The organism is Acinetobacter sp. CIP-A165, from assembly GCF_000367985.1.
Taxonomy (GTDB): domain Bacteria; phylum Pseudomonadota; class Gammaproteobacteria; order Pseudomonadales; family Moraxellaceae; genus Acinetobacter.
Window position 1 is genome coordinate 285,185 of record NZ_KB849202.1, and the last position, 15,989, is coordinate 301,173.

Annotated in this window: 13 protein-coding genes; 5 read left to right on the plus strand and 8 right to left on the minus strand. The window is 39.6% G+C overall.

The genetic code is table 11. The features are described 5' to 3' along the window. Positions 1-5: 5 nt before the first annotated feature. Positions 6-404 (minus strand): outer membrane protein assembly factor BamE, encoded by a 399-nt coding sequence (locus F991_RS06930; RefSeq protein WP_004670150.1) that lies wholly within the window; start codon positions 402-404, stop codon positions 6-8. 111 nt (positions 405-515) lie between these two features. On the opposite strand from F991_RS06930, the gene fur reads away from it, so the two are divergent. Next, positions 516-953, plus strand: coding sequence for a ferric iron uptake transcriptional regulator (gene fur / locus F991_RS06935; RefSeq protein WP_004670152.1), 438 nt, complete (start codon positions 516-518; stop codon positions 951-953). A 124-nt stretch (positions 954-1,077) separates the two neighbouring features. Here the strand turns inward: fur and F991_RS06940 are convergent, their stop codons facing one another. Together F991_RS06940 and F991_RS06945 are read right to left on the minus strand one after the other, a co-directional pair. After that, entirely contained in the window at positions 1,078-2,196 is a 1,119-nt protein-coding gene (locus tag F991_RS06940; RefSeq protein ID WP_004670154.1) for a PilT/PilU family type 4a pilus ATPase, read from the minus strand. A gap of 27 nt (positions 2,197-2,223) precedes the next feature. Next, entirely contained in the window at positions 2,224-3,261 is a 1,038-nt protein-coding gene (locus F991_RS06945) for a type IV pilus twitching motility protein PilT (protein ID WP_004670156.1), read from the minus strand. 128 nt (positions 3,262-3,389) lie between these two features. On the opposite strand from F991_RS06945, the gene F991_RS06950 reads away from it, so the two are divergent. Next, the gene (locus F991_RS06950; protein WP_004670158.1) at positions 3,390-4,082 is read left to right on the plus strand and encodes a YggS family pyridoxal phosphate-dependent enzyme; all 693 of its coding nucleotides are present in this window, start codon (positions 3,390-3,392) and stop codon (positions 4,080-4,082) included. Positions 4,083-4,094: 12 nt separating this feature from the next. Here F991_RS06950 and F991_RS06955 read toward each other — a convergent pair whose 3' ends face one another. The 4 genes from F991_RS06955 to F991_RS06970 form a co-directional block, all read right to left on the minus strand. Further along, positions 4,095-4,760, minus strand: a complete 666-nt coding sequence (locus tag F991_RS06955) for an HAD family hydrolase (RefSeq protein WP_004670159.1) — start codon at positions 4,758-4,760, stop codon at positions 4,095-4,097. Between the two features lie 42 nt (positions 4,761-4,802). Then, the gene (locus F991_RS06960; RefSeq protein WP_004670162.1) at positions 4,803-8,399 is read right to left on the minus strand and encodes an AAA family ATPase; all 3,597 of its coding nucleotides are present in this window, start codon (positions 8,397-8,399) and stop codon (positions 4,803-4,805) included. Between the two features lie 9 nt (positions 8,400-8,408). Beyond that, positions 8,409-9,659: an exonuclease SbcCD subunit D gene (locus tag F991_RS06965; RefSeq protein ID WP_004670164.1), complete on the minus strand. Its 1,251-nt coding sequence runs from the start codon at positions 9,657-9,659 to the stop codon at positions 8,409-8,411. 167 nt (positions 9,660-9,826) lie between these two features. Beyond that, complete coding sequence (locus F991_RS06970; protein ID WP_004670166.1) at positions 9,827-11,866, minus strand: BCCT family transporter; 2,040 nt, start codon at positions 11,864-11,866, stop codon at positions 9,827-9,829. A 472-nt stretch (positions 11,867-12,338) separates the two neighbouring features. Between F991_RS06970 and F991_RS06980 the strand changes: the two genes are divergently transcribed. The 3 genes from F991_RS06980 to F991_RS06990 all read left to right on the plus strand — a co-directional run bounded on the left by F991_RS06980 (position 12,339) and on the right by F991_RS06990 (position 14,880). Next, positions 12,339-13,121: a crotonase/enoyl-CoA hydratase family protein gene (locus F991_RS06980; RefSeq protein ID WP_004670168.1), complete on the plus strand. Its 783-nt coding sequence runs from the start codon at positions 12,339-12,341 to the stop codon at positions 13,119-13,121. 329 nt (positions 13,122-13,450) lie between these two features. Continuing rightward, positions 13,451-13,897, plus strand: a complete 447-nt coding sequence (locus F991_RS06985; protein WP_034595489.1) for an ABZJ_00895 family protein — start codon at positions 13,451-13,453, stop codon at positions 13,895-13,897. Between the two features lie 74 nt (positions 13,898-13,971). Continuing rightward, entirely contained in the window at positions 13,972-14,880 is a 909-nt protein-coding gene (locus F991_RS06990) for a TIGR01777 family oxidoreductase (RefSeq protein ID WP_004670171.1), read from the plus strand. Here F991_RS06990 and thiO read toward each other — a convergent pair. Then, positions 14,866-15,987, minus strand: coding sequence for a glycine oxidase ThiO (gene thiO, locus F991_RS06995; RefSeq protein ID WP_004670173.1), 1,122 nt, complete (start codon positions 15,985-15,987; stop codon positions 14,866-14,868). The genes F991_RS06990 and thiO overlap by 15 nt on opposite strands. Positions 15,988-15,989: the final 2 nt, after the last annotated feature.

Genomic DNA, 15,989 nt, shown 5'->3' on the forward strand with positions numbered 1-15,989 from the left:
AGCTACTATAGTGGTGGTGCAGTCAAAATCGCTTCTTTTGATGCCGGTAAGCCTGGTTGTGATTCTGGAATCGTATCTAAACCTTCGATACGCTCTACATTTCCAGTTGCATCAAAGTAAATTTTGAGATGTTGGCCATGTGCTGCAGGTATTTTTGCTTTTTTGGCATAAGTGCCTGGGATATAGTTATAGATATAGTCCCAACGTTGAGGATTCAGTGGATCTGAAACAGTCGGGCTTCCTAGCAAGAAACGGACTTGCTGGAAACTCATGCCGACTTGTACCTGAGATGCTTGTGCCTTGGTTAAGGGCGTTCCTTGTGGAATGTCGACTTTATAAACACCAAAGACAGAACAACCGCTTAGTACTGAAGTGACGAATAACGCCAGCATGATTTTTTGCATTTTGCTACACTATCCTGATAAATGATGATGCATTTGATCCGAGGATAGATCATACTGCATCTAAACTCTATTTCCTATTCCAACTTAAGATTTGTTGAGAGACCTTTTTTCATGCCTATTTCCAATCAAGACTTACGCAAAGCTGGACTTAAAGTTACCCTTCCTCGTATTAAGATTTTGGAATTATTAGAAAATTCAAAACAACATCATTTAAGCGCAGAAGATATTTATAAAACTTTGCTTGAACAAGGTGAAGATGTCGGTTTGGCGACAGTTTACCGTGTGTTAACACAATTTGAAGCTGCAGGTATCATTCAGCGTCATCATTTTGAAAATAATCATTCAGTTTTTGAAATCATGCAAGAAGATCATCATGATCATTTGGTTTGCTTAAATTGTAATAAAGTAATTGAATTTACTAATGATATTATTGAAAGAGAGCAGCATTTGGTTGCAGAAAAGCATGGTTTTGCCTTAACTGGACACTCTTTGAATCTTTATGGTTATTGCAAAGATACAGAATGCCAAGAGGCTTATCGTAAAAAATAAGTTTGATTCGGTTAAAACTAATCAGTTCACTAAAAATGAACAATTAAAAAAAGGAAGGTTACAAAAACCTTCCTTTTTTAATCCCTCCCAACCTCCCTTTATCAAAGAGGGGCTAGGGAAGATTTTACTGACCATCAAAGGTAATATTGCGACTCGCATTTAAGAGTTGGTCTGCACCTTCTTCTGAAAGTTTAATGGTGAGACGTAAATCATTTGGTGAATCTGCATGTTTAAGTGCATCTTTATAAGTGATTTCACCTGCTTTATAGAGATCAAATAAGGCTTGGTCAAAGGTTTGCATGCCAAGTTCACGTGAACGTTTCATCAGATCTTTGATCTCATGAATCTCACCTTTACGGATATAATCAGCTAATAATGGTGTATTGATTAAAATTTCAATTGCTGCACGTCGTGAATTGCCATCTGGTGTTGGAATCAATTGCTGAGCAACCATCGCTTTTAAATTCAGTGACAAATCCATATACAGTTGCGTATGACGATCTGCTTCAAAAAAGTGAATAATACGATCCAGTGCTTGGTTGGCATTGTTGGCGTGTAGGGTTGCCAATACCAAGTGACCTGTTTCTGCGAAAGCAATCGCATAGTCCATGGTCTCACGAGAACGAATCTCACCAATCAAAATAACATCAGGTGCCTGACGTAACGTATTTTTTAAAGCAACTTCAAATGAGTCAGTATCAATACCGACTTCGCGTTGCGTGACGATACAACCTGCATGTTGATGTACAAACTCAATCGGGTCTTCGATGGTAATAATATGACCTTTGGAGTTGTGGTTACGGAAACCAATCATCGAAGCCAAAGAGGTAGATTTACCTGTTCCTGTTGCACCCACAAAGATAATAATGCCGCGCTTGGTCATGGCAAGATCTTTGAGTACGGTTGGAAGTTTCAACTCATCCATCGTTGGAATGACGGTTTCAATTCGACGTAATACCATACCTGGCATATCACGTTGTTGAAATGCACTAACACGGAAACGTGCGGTTTTTTCACGGTTCATAATCGCAAAGTTACATTCACGTGTTTCCGCAAATTCTTTGCGTTGTTTATCACTCATAATTGAGTGCAGTAACTGACCGACGATTTCACCTGATAATTTTGTTTTGGCTACAGGGACAATCTGTCCGTTAATTTTCATCGATGGTTCTACATCATCAGTGACAAATAAGTCAGATGCATTTTGTTGAATCATCAAATTGAGCAAGTCATTAAAGTCCATGAGATTTCTCTAATCCATTTGTAATTTTTATAGGAATGATTCAGGTTGCTTGGCGGCGGTACGTGCCGTTTGAGGGCTAATCAAGCCTTTAGAAACCAGTGTTTTAAGACTTTGATCTAATGTGGTCATACCGTAGTTGGCGCCCGTCTGAATCGCAGAGTACATTTGTGCGACTTTATTTTCACGAACAAGGTTACGAATCGCAGGAATCCCGATCATGATCTCGTGTGCAGCCACACGACCACCGCCGTTCTTTTTCAACAAGGTTTGAGAAATTACCGCCTGTAATGATTCCGAGAGCATGGCACGAACCATATCTTTTTCTTCAGCAGGGAAGACGTCGATCACACGGTCAATGGTTTTGGCTGCTGAGGTGGTATGCAGTGTACCAAAGACCAAGTGACCTGTTTCTGCTGCGGTTAAAGCAAGACGAATGGTTTCTAAGTCACGCATCTCACCGACTAGAATAATATCAGGGTCTTCACGCAGTGCTGAGCGTAATGCTTCATTAAAGCCATGTGTATCACGATGCACTTCACGTTGGTTGATTAGACATTTTTTAGACTGATGTACAAATTCGATTGGGTCTTCAACTGTTAAGATATGGTCATAACGATTTTCATTGATATAGTCGATCATCGCCGCAAGGGTGGTGGATTTACCTGAACCTGTTGGCCCTGTAACCAATACAATACCACGTGGATAATCGCAGATTTGCTTGAAAATCGTACCTAAACCCAAGTCTTCCATCGTCAAAACTTTAGATGGAATGGTACGGAAGACAGCACCAGCACCACGGTTTTGGTTAAATGCGTTCACACGGAAACGGGCAATATTTGGGACTTCAAATGAAAAATCGGTTTCAAGGTCTTCTTCAAAATCACGACGTTGTTTGTCATTCATGATGTCATAAACGAGACGATGGACATCTTTGTGCTCTAGAGCGGGTAGATTAATTCGGCGAACCTCACCATCTACACGAATCATCGGTGGCATGCCCGCCGAAAGGTGCAAATCCGATGCACCATTTTTTACTGAAAAGGCGAGTAATTCTGTGATATCCATAATTTCCCCGAAACAATTAAAAAAGTAATTCATTATTTTGTAGAATAATATAAGACTTTCCCCGAAGCTTACCAAGACTTCTGATTGTTGTTATGCAAAAAAAGATGTCGTGAATGAGAACTGTGTCAATGAATTTACTCCAACAGCAGCGCCAACAAGTATTAAGCCAAATCGAGCAGGCTTGTCAGCGAGTTAATCGAACGGCAGCATCTGTACAATTATTGGCTGTCTCCAAAACGCATCCGAGTAGCAGTCTCCAAAAAATGTATGCGGCTGGACAACGTTGTTTTGGCGAAAATTATTTGCAGGAAGCTTTAGAAAAAATAGATGAGCTAAAAGATTTAGAGATCGAATGGCATTTTATTGGTCATGTACAACGTAATAAGACCAAACAGTTAGCGGAAAAATTTGATTGGGTGCATGGGGTAGATCGTTTGATTATTGCTGAACGGTTGTCTAATCAGCGTTTAGATGGTCAGCACGCTTTGAATATTTGTCTTCAAGTGAATATTGACGGACAAGACTCTAAAGATGGTTGTCAGCCTGATGAAGTGGCGGAGTTGGTTCAGCAAATCAGCCAACTGCCAAATCTGCGCTTACGTGGTTTGATGGTGATTCCTGCACCTGAAAATCATGCTACGTTTGCTGATGCTCAAGCTTTATTTGAGCAAGTAAAGTCTCAGCATGCACAGCCTCAAGATTGGGATACATTGAGTATGGGCATGTCGGCAGATTTGGATGCCGCAATTGCAGCAGGTTCAACGATGGTCAGAGTTGGGACGGCGTTGTTTGGGTTGAGGGATTATTCAAGTAAGAGTTGAGCATAACCTAAATTATAAATGCTTTAAAATCTCGCTGAATTTTTCATAATTATGTAAGTTAGCATCGGCAATCAATGATTCAACTTGCGGATCAGGGTGAAAGAAGATGGTTCTCATACCAACTTTTTTTGCACCTTGTATATCCGCTATTTCATTATCTCCAACGAAGATACAATCTTGTGGAGGCACGCCAAGTTGTGTACATGACAATAGAAAAATTTTAGGATCAGGTTTTCGAAGTCCTACAGCCTCAGAAACAAGAATACTTGAAAAGAATTCAGATAAGCCTAATGCATAAAAATTATGTTCTTGAAAAGGTGTTCTGCCATTCGATATTAAACCAATTAAATAACCATGTTGCTTCAACTGATTAATCGTAATTTCTACGTTTTCATAGCAGCATGAAAATTTATTAAAATCATTGATATAACTTTCTAGTAGCTGATCTTTAGAAATATGTTTGATCATAAATTCTTGAGTTAATTTTTCATAAACAAGATCTTTCCAAACTTTGCCATTATCGTCTAATTCTAGAAAGCGTTTGATAAATTGCTCTCTAACTTTATTGGGAATTAATCGAAAGTAATTCGTTTGCCAAGTTAGGAATCTGATGAGAGAAGTTGTCCGATCAAGCAGAGTCTGATCAAGGTCAAAAATAATAGCTTTGTTCTGTTTCATTTCAATAGAACCGTTGTGACTATTTATTCACTATAAAGTGAGTTAACCAATAATTTCAATCCGACTCGAACCAGATCCAATTGGTTGTACTTGAATCTGTACAGGAATACGTTCATGCATTTCTTGAATGTGTGAAATTAAAATGACTTTACGCCCTTGGCTTTGCAGTTGATCGAGTGCATTCATGACCATATGCAACGAAGATGCATCCAGAGTTCCAAAGCCTTCATCAATAAATAGCGATTCGATTTTCATCGAACCAGAAGCCATATTGGCAATTGCCAATGAAATCGCAAGGGCCGTGAGGAAGGACTCACCACCAGAAAGTGAAGCAACAGAGCGGGTTTCGCCATCCATATCATGATCAATAATGGCAAGACTGAGTGAATTATCCAAACGTTTGAGGGTATAGCGTTGCGATAACATCGCCAGCTGTTGATTGGCATATTCCAATAAAATATCGAGATTATATTGCTGTGCTAAATCACGGAAATCTTTGCCTTTTGAATCTCCGATGAGACTGGAAATCTTACTCCAGCGGTGTTCTTGCTGCTGGATTTGTTGAATTTGATCAGCAAACTGTTTTTGTTTGACTAGGTTTTGTTGATGTAATTCTAGTTGAACTCTGATTTGATCTCGTTGATCTGTCACTTGCTGTAAATTTTCTTGGTTGATATTCATTAATTCAGTCAGTTGCTCAGCTTGAATATTCGGCTGCTGTTGTAGATGTGCATTTCGTTGTTCTTGGATTGTTTTAAGTGCGTAGTCTGCTTCACTCAAGAGACGATCTGCATTTTGTATGGCTAAACGAATCTGCTGTTCTTGGATGGATGAAATTGCAAGTAACTCGCTAAGTTGGCCTTCAGTAAAATGTTCGTGTTGAGTCAGCCATGTCGCTACTTCAGCTTTACATTGCTCAAGCGAATGATGATTCTGCTGCTGTTGCGCTTTAAGTTGTTCCAATTCTTTTTTTTGCTGTTCAAAGTTTTGACGGGATTGCTCAAAGCTTTGTTTAACTTGCTGATATTGACGCTGCAATTGCTGACGTTGTTGATCGTGTTGAGTTAACCATTCAGTGGCTTTGAATTCAGTTGAACCCGTCATGATAACGATCAGTTGATTGGCTGCTTCAGTATTTTGTTTACCTTTGGCTTCGATATCTTTTAATTGTTGTTTTAAATCGGAGTGTTGTGCGGTTAGTCCAGCCAAATTCGATTTTAATAGGCTCAATTGTTGATCCGCATGCTCCTTTTGCTTGATGAGACTTTCAGCTTGATCAAGTTGCTGATTACGCTGCTGCAAACACTGCAAAATTTGCTGTGAAAATGACAAGGTTTGCGCAGACCATGATATTTTCTCATCGGGATTCAGGCAGTCAACGATATGCTGAATGTGTTGTTGTAACTGTTGTACTGTTTCAAGTTGATGACGTGTATTTTGAATGATCTGCGTTAGGTTGTATTGATCTTTATGGGCTTGGCTGAGTTGTTGTAGATCTATTTCAATCTGTTGTTTAGATTGCATTGATTGGGTGACTAAAAGTTGCAGCGATGCTGTGATTTCATGCTGAGCCAAATTGAAATCCAGTTGAATTTCGGATTGCACTATAAGCTGCTGTAATTGATGATCCTGAATCTTTAATTTTTCACTGATCTGTTGCAAAGCATTTTGTAACTGTACTTGTTCAGTCTGAATCTGAGTCAATTGTTGCTGGGTGGTTTGCCAAAGCTGAAAATACTGCTGTTCCTGCTGAATTGCTTGTTGTTCTTGCTGCTGTTGAAGTTCATACAACGCTTTAGAAATCTGACTGGCATCAGCACGGTAGGGGTGTTCGGTACTACCGCAAACTACACAGGCTTCACCTTGTTTCAGTTGAGCGCGTAAATGTTCAATATTTTCTGCATGTAATAAACGTTGTTGCTGCAAGATATCTTGTAATTTTTCACGTTCATTTTTTGCAGATTGATAATCTTGCTCAGTTTTTTTCTTATTCTGTTCAAGCTGTTGAGATTGCTGCTGTACAATCTCGAATTTGCTTTGCAAAGACAAGACTTCATTTTTTAACTCAAAATAGTGCTGAAGTTTTTGCTGAATGATATCGAGTTGATTTAGTCGATTTTGTTGTTGTTCTTTTAATTTCTGTTTTTGCTCAAGCTGAATATCGATCTGCTGCGCTGTTCCAAATTGTTGAGCTAAACCATTTAGCCTTATTTGATCTTGCTCAAGTTTGGCTTGGGCGTGTTGAATATTACCTAAAGCATTTTCAGCTTTTTGGTGTTGTTGGATAAATTGTCTGAGTTGTTGGATATGCGCATTTAAACCTTTATCTAAAGGTGAGAATTGAGTGCTTTGTTGTTGCTGCTCGCTGCAAATTTTTTGTTGTTCAATTAGGGTTTGAATACTTTGCTCAAACTGTTGCTGCTGAGTCTGTAAAGGTTGTTGTTGGTTTTCAATTTGGCTGAATCTGCTTTTGGTCTTTTTATATTCTTCGCCGATGTACTCACGTTCTTGTATATATTTTCGGACTTGGGTCAGTTCATTTTGATAGGTTTGCTCAAAGGATTGGAACTGCTGTAGTGCTGATTCTGCTTGGGAATACAGCGTTTTTTCTTGATCGAATTGAGTCGATAAAGTCGCGAAGCTATTTTGTTTTTGTTGAATTTGAGGTTCGAGTTGTTGTTGTGTCTTTTGGAGTTGTTGTTGCTGGAAAATAACTGGTCGTATGTCTGAGAAGGTCTCTAGTTGTACGAGCAATTGACGATCTGCTGCTAAGCTATCATGGGCCTTGAGTTGAGTGGCGTGGTACTGCTGTTTTAAAACAATCTCACTTTCCAGCTTATGTTTTTGTTCAAACCATTGCTGTTGTTGTTTAAGTTGGTTTTTTTCATTTTCAAATTGTTGAACTTGTTGTTGTAGCTGTTGAAATTTGTTTTTTAGCTCAGCAATTTCTTCATCCGAACGGATTTCAATATGACCTAAGACATTTTCCAGTTGTTTACGTTGATTCGTTATTTCACGCGTCTTTTCAAACGCCAATTGACCAATCTTGGCAAAAATACTGGAATTGGTCAGATATTCTAATAATTCACCACGTTCATTATCACGGGCTTTGAGAAATGCAGTCACTTCTGATTGTGCCAGTAAAACTGCACGCGTAAATTGCTCAAAACTGAGTTGGGTGATTTGTTGAATATGATTTTCTACGGCTTTGGTTTTATCGGCAATGACCACACCATCGGTTAAGCATTTTAGCGAGCGCTGTACGCTTTGTAATTTACCATTGGCATTTTCACGCGCGCGTTTGATTTCCCAACGGGCTAAATAATGTTTTTGATCTTGCGCCACAAAACACAGTTCAGCAAATCCATGACCCGTACCACGCCGTAACACTGTGAGAGGAGAATTAGTGAGTAATTCTGAACCGTCCACATCCAAGAGTTTGCCATCACTGTCTTTAAGTCTTGGAATTTTATTAAATAACGCAAGACACATGGCATCTAAAATAGTGGATTTACCTGCGCCTGTTTTGCCAATAATTGCAATCAGTCCAGCATTGGCTAAAGGTTCAGTTTCAAAATCAATAAAATGCTCACCTGCTAGAGATGCCAAATTTTTAAGTCGAATCGATAAAATTTTCATGGCAGCTCTTTAGTTACAGTGATCATCTTCAAGTTGTTTTTGTGCTTCAGCAACCAAACTTAGGAAGTCTTTGCTGACGTCATCATCAACGCTATAACCTTTTTTTTGCCAAATTTGCTGAAATAGTTTTTCAGGTGTAGGTGGTTCAAGGCTAATACTTTGCTTCATCTCAGCATTATTTTCATTGGATAAGTATTGTCTTGAAATCCGCACTAAACGATAGCGATCTTTGGGTAAGGCATCTTCAAATTGTTGTCTTAAATTGGGTTGAGGAGGGGTCGCCGTGTGATATTCAATATCGACATATTCTCGATGATCAATATTCTCAATCACTTCGTTCTCTAAACTTTTTAGGCGTTGCATCACCTCAGTGAGTTCACCTTTAATTTTATGAAGTTGAATGGATCGTGGGATAGCGATGGCTTCAAATTCAAATTTATTTTGGTCTTTTGCTGGATCAATGGTGACCTCAACCACTTGGTGTTTATAGTTGATTTCACTAAATGACAGAGGAATAGGTGAGCCACTGTAACGAATATGCGGATGTTGTACTTTTTGTGGTTTATGTAGATGGCCCAAAGCCACATAATCAATCACATCATCAAATAGCGTGGTGGAAAGTGCTTCTTCATTGCCAATGATAATCGGTCGTTCTGAATCTGAAGTTTCGCCGCCTTGCATATGTGCATGGGACATCAGGATGAGGGCTTGATCATCGGTTTTTCTGCGTTTTGCCTCAGCGATCAATTGTTGATGTAAATAGGCAATCGCACTTTGACTATGAGCGGTATGTTCATTAAAACCTGTAATTTCGGCTGATCGTAAAAATGGCAGGGCAATGCACCATGCCACAATCTGTTTCTGTTCATCATAGATCGGTAATATTAAGCGTTCTAGATCAAGTGTTCGGTCATCATTCCAACGAATCACACCGACTGTTTTGGCATTGTATTTTTCTAAAAGTGGCTCCACTTGTTCGATGCGATAACCTGAATCGTGATTACCTGCGATCATCAAGGTTTGCATGTGTGGAGCAATGTCATGCGCATCGGCTAGGAATTGATAGAGTTGTTTTTGTGCTTGTGAGCTTGGATTGATCACATCAAAAATGTCACCTGCGATCAGCAAAGCATGTGGTTGTTTTACCTTTATTTGTTCAAGTAACCATGCCAAAAATTGTTCATGTTCGTAATGGCGGGAATGGTTATAAAAAAACTGCCCCAAATGCCAATCGGAAGTATGAAAAAAACGCACAGTCATGAAATGGAAAGTCCCAGTTTTGAATAGGAATAAGGTAGCATAATTTACAGCTAGAAAATGGAATGGCGTTATTTGAATGCAACAAGTACGCTTAAATTGATTTAAGATCGTTCAGCAAAGCATCGAAATGCTTTGCTGAACTTATAATCTCTCTATGGCGTTATGAATTAATGATGAAAGTCATTCTCCATTTTCCACGGTAATGTTTTAGGCGAAATATGTAAGAAGTGAAGGTATTTTTCAAACTGATTTAAAATATCATTGATGAGTGAGCTTTGATCGAAACCATATACATCATAAGCTCGACCTCCACGAAGTAAGAAAACTTCTGCTCTATAATATTTTTCTTGGTCAGCATATTCCTTACGCTTCAACTCTTTCATATAGCTTGGCGTGCTGTATTCACACATTCGTATTTCGTAGATAAACTCGACATTATTGGGTTCAGATAATTTAAGTTGTACCCGCGAATTTACCTCATCATAGGTCACTTCAAATGGCCAATCTTTTTCTTGAAAGCCTTGTTTAACTGCCTCAATACTTTGATACGCGGTAGATGCAATAAACTCTCTGACTTGTTCTTGGGTTGGAAAGGCCACTAAATAGTTGAGACGCCTTTCTATTAATGTTTGAGTGTCATCATTTTTTTGTGCGTTATGCTGTGAGGGTTGATGATGGGTCAAGCTGGCATTTCGATGTTGTTCGATCGCCAGTGCTTTGCACAACCCAATGATGGCGATTAACATAATAATGGTGAAAGGTAATGCACTCACGATGGATGCAGTTTGTAGGGCTGAAAGTCCACCTGCAAGTAATAAGCCTGAAGCAATGAGACCTTGTGTTGTTGTCCAAAATACACGCTGCCATATCGGGGTATCTGTGACGCCACCTGAGGTCAATGAGTCAATAACCAATGATCCAGAATCCGCAGAGGTGACGAAAAAAGTAATAATGAGGATTACACTTAAAAAGGACAACAATGAGGTGAGAGGTAAGTGCTCATATAACTTAAACAATGCAATGGCTTTGTCTTGCTGCACATCTTGAACGAGAGATTGGTAACCTTCGACTAAAATTAAATGTAGTGCTGTATCCCCGAACACAGAGAACCATAAAAAAGTAAAAATGGTCGGAATGAGCATGATACCCACGATGAACTGTCGAATGGTTCGCCCGCGACTAATTTTCGCAATAAAGATCCCTACGAATGGTGCCCAAGAAATCGTCCATCCAAAGATGAATAATGTCCAGTTACCAATCCAGTCATTTGCTGTATAGGCTTGCAAACTAAAAGTTCTCTCGACGAGGTTGCTGAGATAACTTCCTGTATTTTCTACAAAGGTTTGTAAAATAAATAAGGTTGGTCCGACGATAAAGACAAAAAGCATCAGTGCCACTGCGAGCCCAATATTGATAACCGATAGCCGTTTAATACCTTTATCCATGCCTGCGACGACTGAAAATGTGGCTAATAAGGTAATAATTAAAATGGTCGCAATTTGTACAGGGATACTGACGGGAATAGAGGGGAATAAGTAATTTACACCTGTATTGATCTGAGTGACAGATAACCCTAGCGTGGTTGCAATACCAAATAAAGTCCCTAAAACTGCAAAGGTATCAACAGTATGTCCCATCCAGCCATTTATTCTATTTCCAATAAATGGGAACAGTGTGGAGCGCATGGCAAGTGGTAGCCCATGTCGAAAAGTAAAATAAGCGAGTGACAACCCGACCACACCATAGATGGCCCAGATATGAAATCCCCAGTGGAAATATGAAATCTGCATTGCTTGCTTTGCAGCTTCAATCGTTCCGGGAGTGCCTTGAGGCGGGGAACTAAAATGTAAAACGGGCTCTGCAACGCCAAAAAATAGCAATGCGATGCCGTAACCTGCGGAAAAGAGCATGGCAAACCACGACAAAAAACTATACTCAGGTTCAGCATGATCTGGGCCTAACTTGATATTTCCCCAGTTACTCATCGCAATCCCGACAATAAAAATCAGAAATGCGGCGACTGCGAGCATGTAAAACCAACCAAAGGTGTTGGTCACATAATTGAGAACTTGAGAGAAAAACTGCCCTGCTAATTCTGGATTGCTGATGGTACCGAGAAGAACCAACACAATGACGATGATGGTTGGGATAAATACAGGAAATAAAATTGCGGTTCTAAAAAAACCTTTCGTTTCAGTAAATGTCATATAAAACCTTGCTAATTCGATATTTTTCTTTAATTTCTGAGTCGATCGAGGGTTTATATAACATCATTGATAAATGATATTTCGTTTGAATCGGTATGAATAGGAATGTGCTTGGGTCGACATAATTTTGTTCATATTGAACATACTATCGTCAAAAACCAGATAGTACAAATCAACAAAAAATACAAAACACAAAGCCAAAAGAATTTTTACAGTGGTTTCGTGCTTATGAACTGGGATGGATCACTGCAAAAATATCATCTGCAATCGCCAAATATTGAGGAAAAAATACTGTACAAGATGATCATTGATCATCTTTAAACGATCATCTAGTTTGGTATTTAAATGATGATTCGACGCTTTCATTATTCGTACCTTCTTTGTATTTCCCTCACCGAGAGAATGAGGAACGATTGAAGTTCCGCAAGGGCATGTATGAAAGAAGTCTATTTAAAAAAAGAGGAAATAGAAAATGAGCTTAGGTAAAGTAAGCCGCGAAATAATTGATCATATCATGTTGATTGGGTTAGACCGAGTCCCCAAACGCAATGCTTTTGATAGCCATATGATTTCAGCTTTGTCCCAAGCTTTGACGGAATATGAAGATGATCCTGAATTGCGTTGCGCCGTGATTTTTGCTCATGGTGATCATTTCACAGCGGGCTTAGACCTTGTTGAGCTACAGTCAAAAATTTCAGAGGGAATTTTTAATTTTCAGGAAGGTCAAATTAATCCTTGGGGCGTTGGCGGTCGGCACAGAACCAAACCCTTGATCGTTGCGGTACAAGGAATCTGCTATACCGCAGGAGTGGAATTGATGCTCAATGCTGATGTGGTGATTGCCAGTGATGATACTGTATTTGGTCAGCTCGAAGTACAACGTGGCATCATGCCTTTTGGTGGAGCAACGGTACGCTTTGTGCAGGCAGCGGGCTGGCAAAAAGCCATGCCATATTTGTTGACAGGCAAGACTTTTAATAGCACAACAGCGAATGAACTTAATCTAATTTCTGAAATCGTTGAACAAGGTAAACAGCTTGAACGGGCAATCGAAATTGCCAAAGAAATTTGTACTTCAGCACCGCTTGCGGTACAAGCATTATTAGCCTCGGCAACGGATGCAGTAACTCAAGGACAGACATTTGCATTTGAAAAAATGAATAGCTATCTCATGCCACTCTTTGTATCGCAGGACGCACAAGAGGGTATACGTGCCATGCTAGAAAAACGTCCACCAGAATTTACAGGTCGATAAAAAACAAACTGACAATTCGAATAATGATCAATTGTCGGTTATAGCATATAAATTTTAGGCAAATAAAAACCGACGATTCGAGTGATGGTAAATCGTCGGTCAAATCTTCATCATAAGTTCTGGCTGCTAACAAAACCAATTCCGAAGAGGAAAAGTCATAATGAAAGGTCACCGAAAACGTTGCGGATGCCGTGCAATGTAGCTTCGGTTGCTGCGACCTTGTACTCTATATAACGAGACTAGATGCAGATTGGTTGACATAAAAATGAAAAAAAAGTGAAAAAAATCTATAATCATTGATCAAGGTCGATCTAATTGGGTATATGTTTATGATTTCATTGCGTTTGTATTATTTATGGTTTTTTATCATTTGTCTCATTTCGACTTTATTGGCTGGTGTGCTGGCTGCGATTTTACCAAATAGTATCGGCGGTATCCTCACCGCACTTCCTTATCTGATTGCGATCATCTTTGTATTATTCAAATTTTTAAAACAACAACAACGTGCACCCAGTACCCAAGAGAAAAAACGTTTAACACTCGCCTTTACCCTAATTTTTTGGGGATATAATATATTGGGCTTATTGTTGGGGCTATTTATCTTTGCTCGTAAAGATCCTGAAGTTTGGCAGAACTTCCTTTTATATTTGCAACAACCTAAATTCTTGCTGACTGTACTCGCGATGTGGTTGATGCTGGCGATTCCATTATTCTTAATTACTTATTGGTTTTATGGCAAGCAAGCACAGCGAATGGCGCATAAGATGTTTGGATAGTTTCAAAGTCATCTTGTAATTCATTTTTATTCTGTTATAGCTACTTATACATATCATTTTTGATAGGTAGCATCATGCAAAAATTGACTGTACTGGTAACTGGGGCGAGTGGTTTCATCGGCTCTCATCTTTTACCGTTTCTGTTAGAACAAAAATATCAAGTTATTGCCTTAACTCGACAAAAACAAAAGCGTTCTCAATATCCTCATTTAACTTGGGTGACTGATTTAGAACAGGTTCAGCACTCTGAAATAGACTATGTGATTAATCTCGCTGGTGAAAATATTGGGCAGAAGCGCTGGAGCGAACAACGGAAAAAGCAACTCATAGAAAGCCGCGTCAGCACGACAGAAAAGCTCTATGAATGGTTAGAGCGTAAACAGATTTATCCTAAATGTATTATTTCAGGTTCAGCGATTGGTTATTACGGGATTGATCCGACTGAACAATGGGCGACAGTGTGCGATGAAAATTCGCCTCCACACAATATTTTTATGTCAGAACTATGCCAAGCCTGGGAACAGGCAGCATTAAAATTTTCTAATCAAAATACCAAGATCATTCGTTTAGGTGTGGTTTTTGCGAGTGATGGTGGAATCTTGCCGCAGATGCTCTTACCTATTAAATTGAATATGGTCAGTAAAATTGGTATAGGATTACAACCCGTAGTATGGATTCATATTCAGGATGTGCTGCGCGCCATGTTGTTTTTGTTGACCTTGGAAAGCTCGCAAAAGGTTTATAATCTTGTTGCTCTTGAACAATCTAATCAACAGCGATTTGCCTGTATTGCAGCCAACGTTTTAAAGCGTAAACCATTTATGCGGATGCCAAAATGTATCTTTGAATGGGGCTTAGGTGAACAGTCGCAATTGATTTTAAATGGGCAATATGTACAACCAAGTGCCTTATTAGCGCATGGGTTTGAATTTAGTTATCCCGATCTTGAGTCTGCATTACAAAAAATTCTAAGGCGTGACTAAGGCTAAGTGCTGCAATCGTTGAGGTGAATAAGCTGTTGGATTGACAAAATTTTCTTGTCCTAATATCAACTGGCGTAGAAGTTGAGCCGATCCAGCACCCATACATAGCCCATTACGGAAATGTCCAAAGTTTGCCCATAGATTTTCTATTTCAGGCATTGCACCAATATAAGGAATACCGTGTGGCGAACTAGGGCGTAAGCCTGCCCAACGTTTAACAATTGGGAACTGTTCCAACTCAGGAATCATCTCCAAACAAGCCGTTAAAATGTCCTGTTGTGTTTGTTGATCAACGGCAGTGCTAAATCCACACTCCGACATACTCGAACCACAAACGATATGACCATCTTGACGTGGAATCAGATACATCACACGATTCATACACATGGTGGGGAGCCAGTTTTCAGGGGTTTTAAACAGTAGCATCTGACCTTGAACGGGATGAACAGGGATGTTTCGTTGTATTTGTTCAACCCAGTGTTGACTCCATGCTCCAGACGCGAGTACCACTTGATCGGCAAAATATTGTTGCCCATCTTCCGCCTGTAAGCCATGCACTTTTTTATTTTTAATAATGAGTTTTTCAATCGGGCAGTATTCAAAAAAACGGACTGAATGGTGTTGTTTTAAATAGCTGATCAGTGATTGGAGTAAACGAGGATTGCGGACATTTGAAAGCTCTGGGAAATAGATTGCTTGTTCGAAGTCCGCAGAGATATGCTGATTTACCTGTTGGATGTCATCGCCTGTTAAATATTCACAGCGTTGCATCGGCTCATGATATTTTTCAGCATATTCCAAGCCTATTTGGAAGTCACCCTTATCAAAAATCAGCATACCTGTATCGTGAATTTGAAAATCAATGCCTGTGATGGGGTATAGTTTCTCATTCCACCTTTGATATAGGGATTTGCCATATTTGGCGAGTTGATTCACTTCAGGTGCATATCGCCAAGGGTACATCGGGGAGAGGATACCGCCACCCGCCCACGAAGCGGCTTGACCAGCTTGTTGTTGATCAAAAATATCGACTGAGCAGCCTTGTTCAGCAAGCTCAAGTGCAGTCATTAAGCCGCTAATCCCTGCACCAATGATGGCAATATGCATAA

Coding starts and splice junctions, on each gene's coding strand:
- F991_RS06980 (WP_004670168.1), top strand. CDS start 12,339: ATGAGCTTAGGTAAAGTAAGCCGCGAAATAATTGATCATATCATGTTG.
- thiO (WP_004670173.1), bottom strand. CDS start 15,987: ATGCATATTGCCATCATTGGTGCAGGGATTAGCGGCTTAATGACTGCA.
- F991_RS06940 (WP_004670154.1), bottom strand. CDS start 2,196: ATGGACTTTAATGACTTGCTCAATTTGATGATTCAACAAAATGCATCT.
- F991_RS06990 (WP_004670171.1), top strand. CDS start 13,972: ATGCAAAAATTGACTGTACTGGTAACTGGGGCGAGTGGTTTCATCGGC.
- F991_RS06945 (WP_004670156.1), bottom strand. CDS start 3,261: ATGGATATCACAGAATTACTCGCCTTTTCAGTAAAAAATGGTGCATCG.
- F991_RS06950 (WP_004670158.1), top strand. CDS start 3,390: ATGAATTTACTCCAACAGCAGCGCCAACAAGTATTAAGCCAAATCGAG.
- F991_RS06970 (WP_004670166.1), bottom strand. CDS start 11,866: ATGACATTTACTGAAACGAAAGGTTTTTTTAGAACCGCAATTTTATTT.
- F991_RS06930 (WP_004670150.1), bottom strand. CDS start 404: ATGCAAAAAATCATGCTGGCGTTATTCGTCACTTCAGTACTAAGCGGT.
- F991_RS06955 (WP_004670159.1), bottom strand. CDS start 4,760: ATGAAACAGAACAAAGCTATTATTTTTGACCTTGATCAGACTCTGCTT.
- F991_RS06965 (WP_004670164.1), bottom strand. CDS start 9,659: ATGACTGTGCGTTTTTTTCATACTTCCGATTGGCATTTGGGGCAGTTT.
- F991_RS06985 (WP_034595489.1), top strand. CDS start 13,451: ATGATTTCATTGCGTTTGTATTATTTATGGTTTTTTATCATTTGTCTC.
- fur (WP_004670152.1), top strand. CDS start 516: ATGCCTATTTCCAATCAAGACTTACGCAAAGCTGGACTTAAAGTTACC.
- F991_RS06960 (WP_004670162.1), bottom strand. CDS start 8,399: ATGAAAATTTTATCGATTCGACTTAAAAATTTGGCATCTCTAGCAGGT.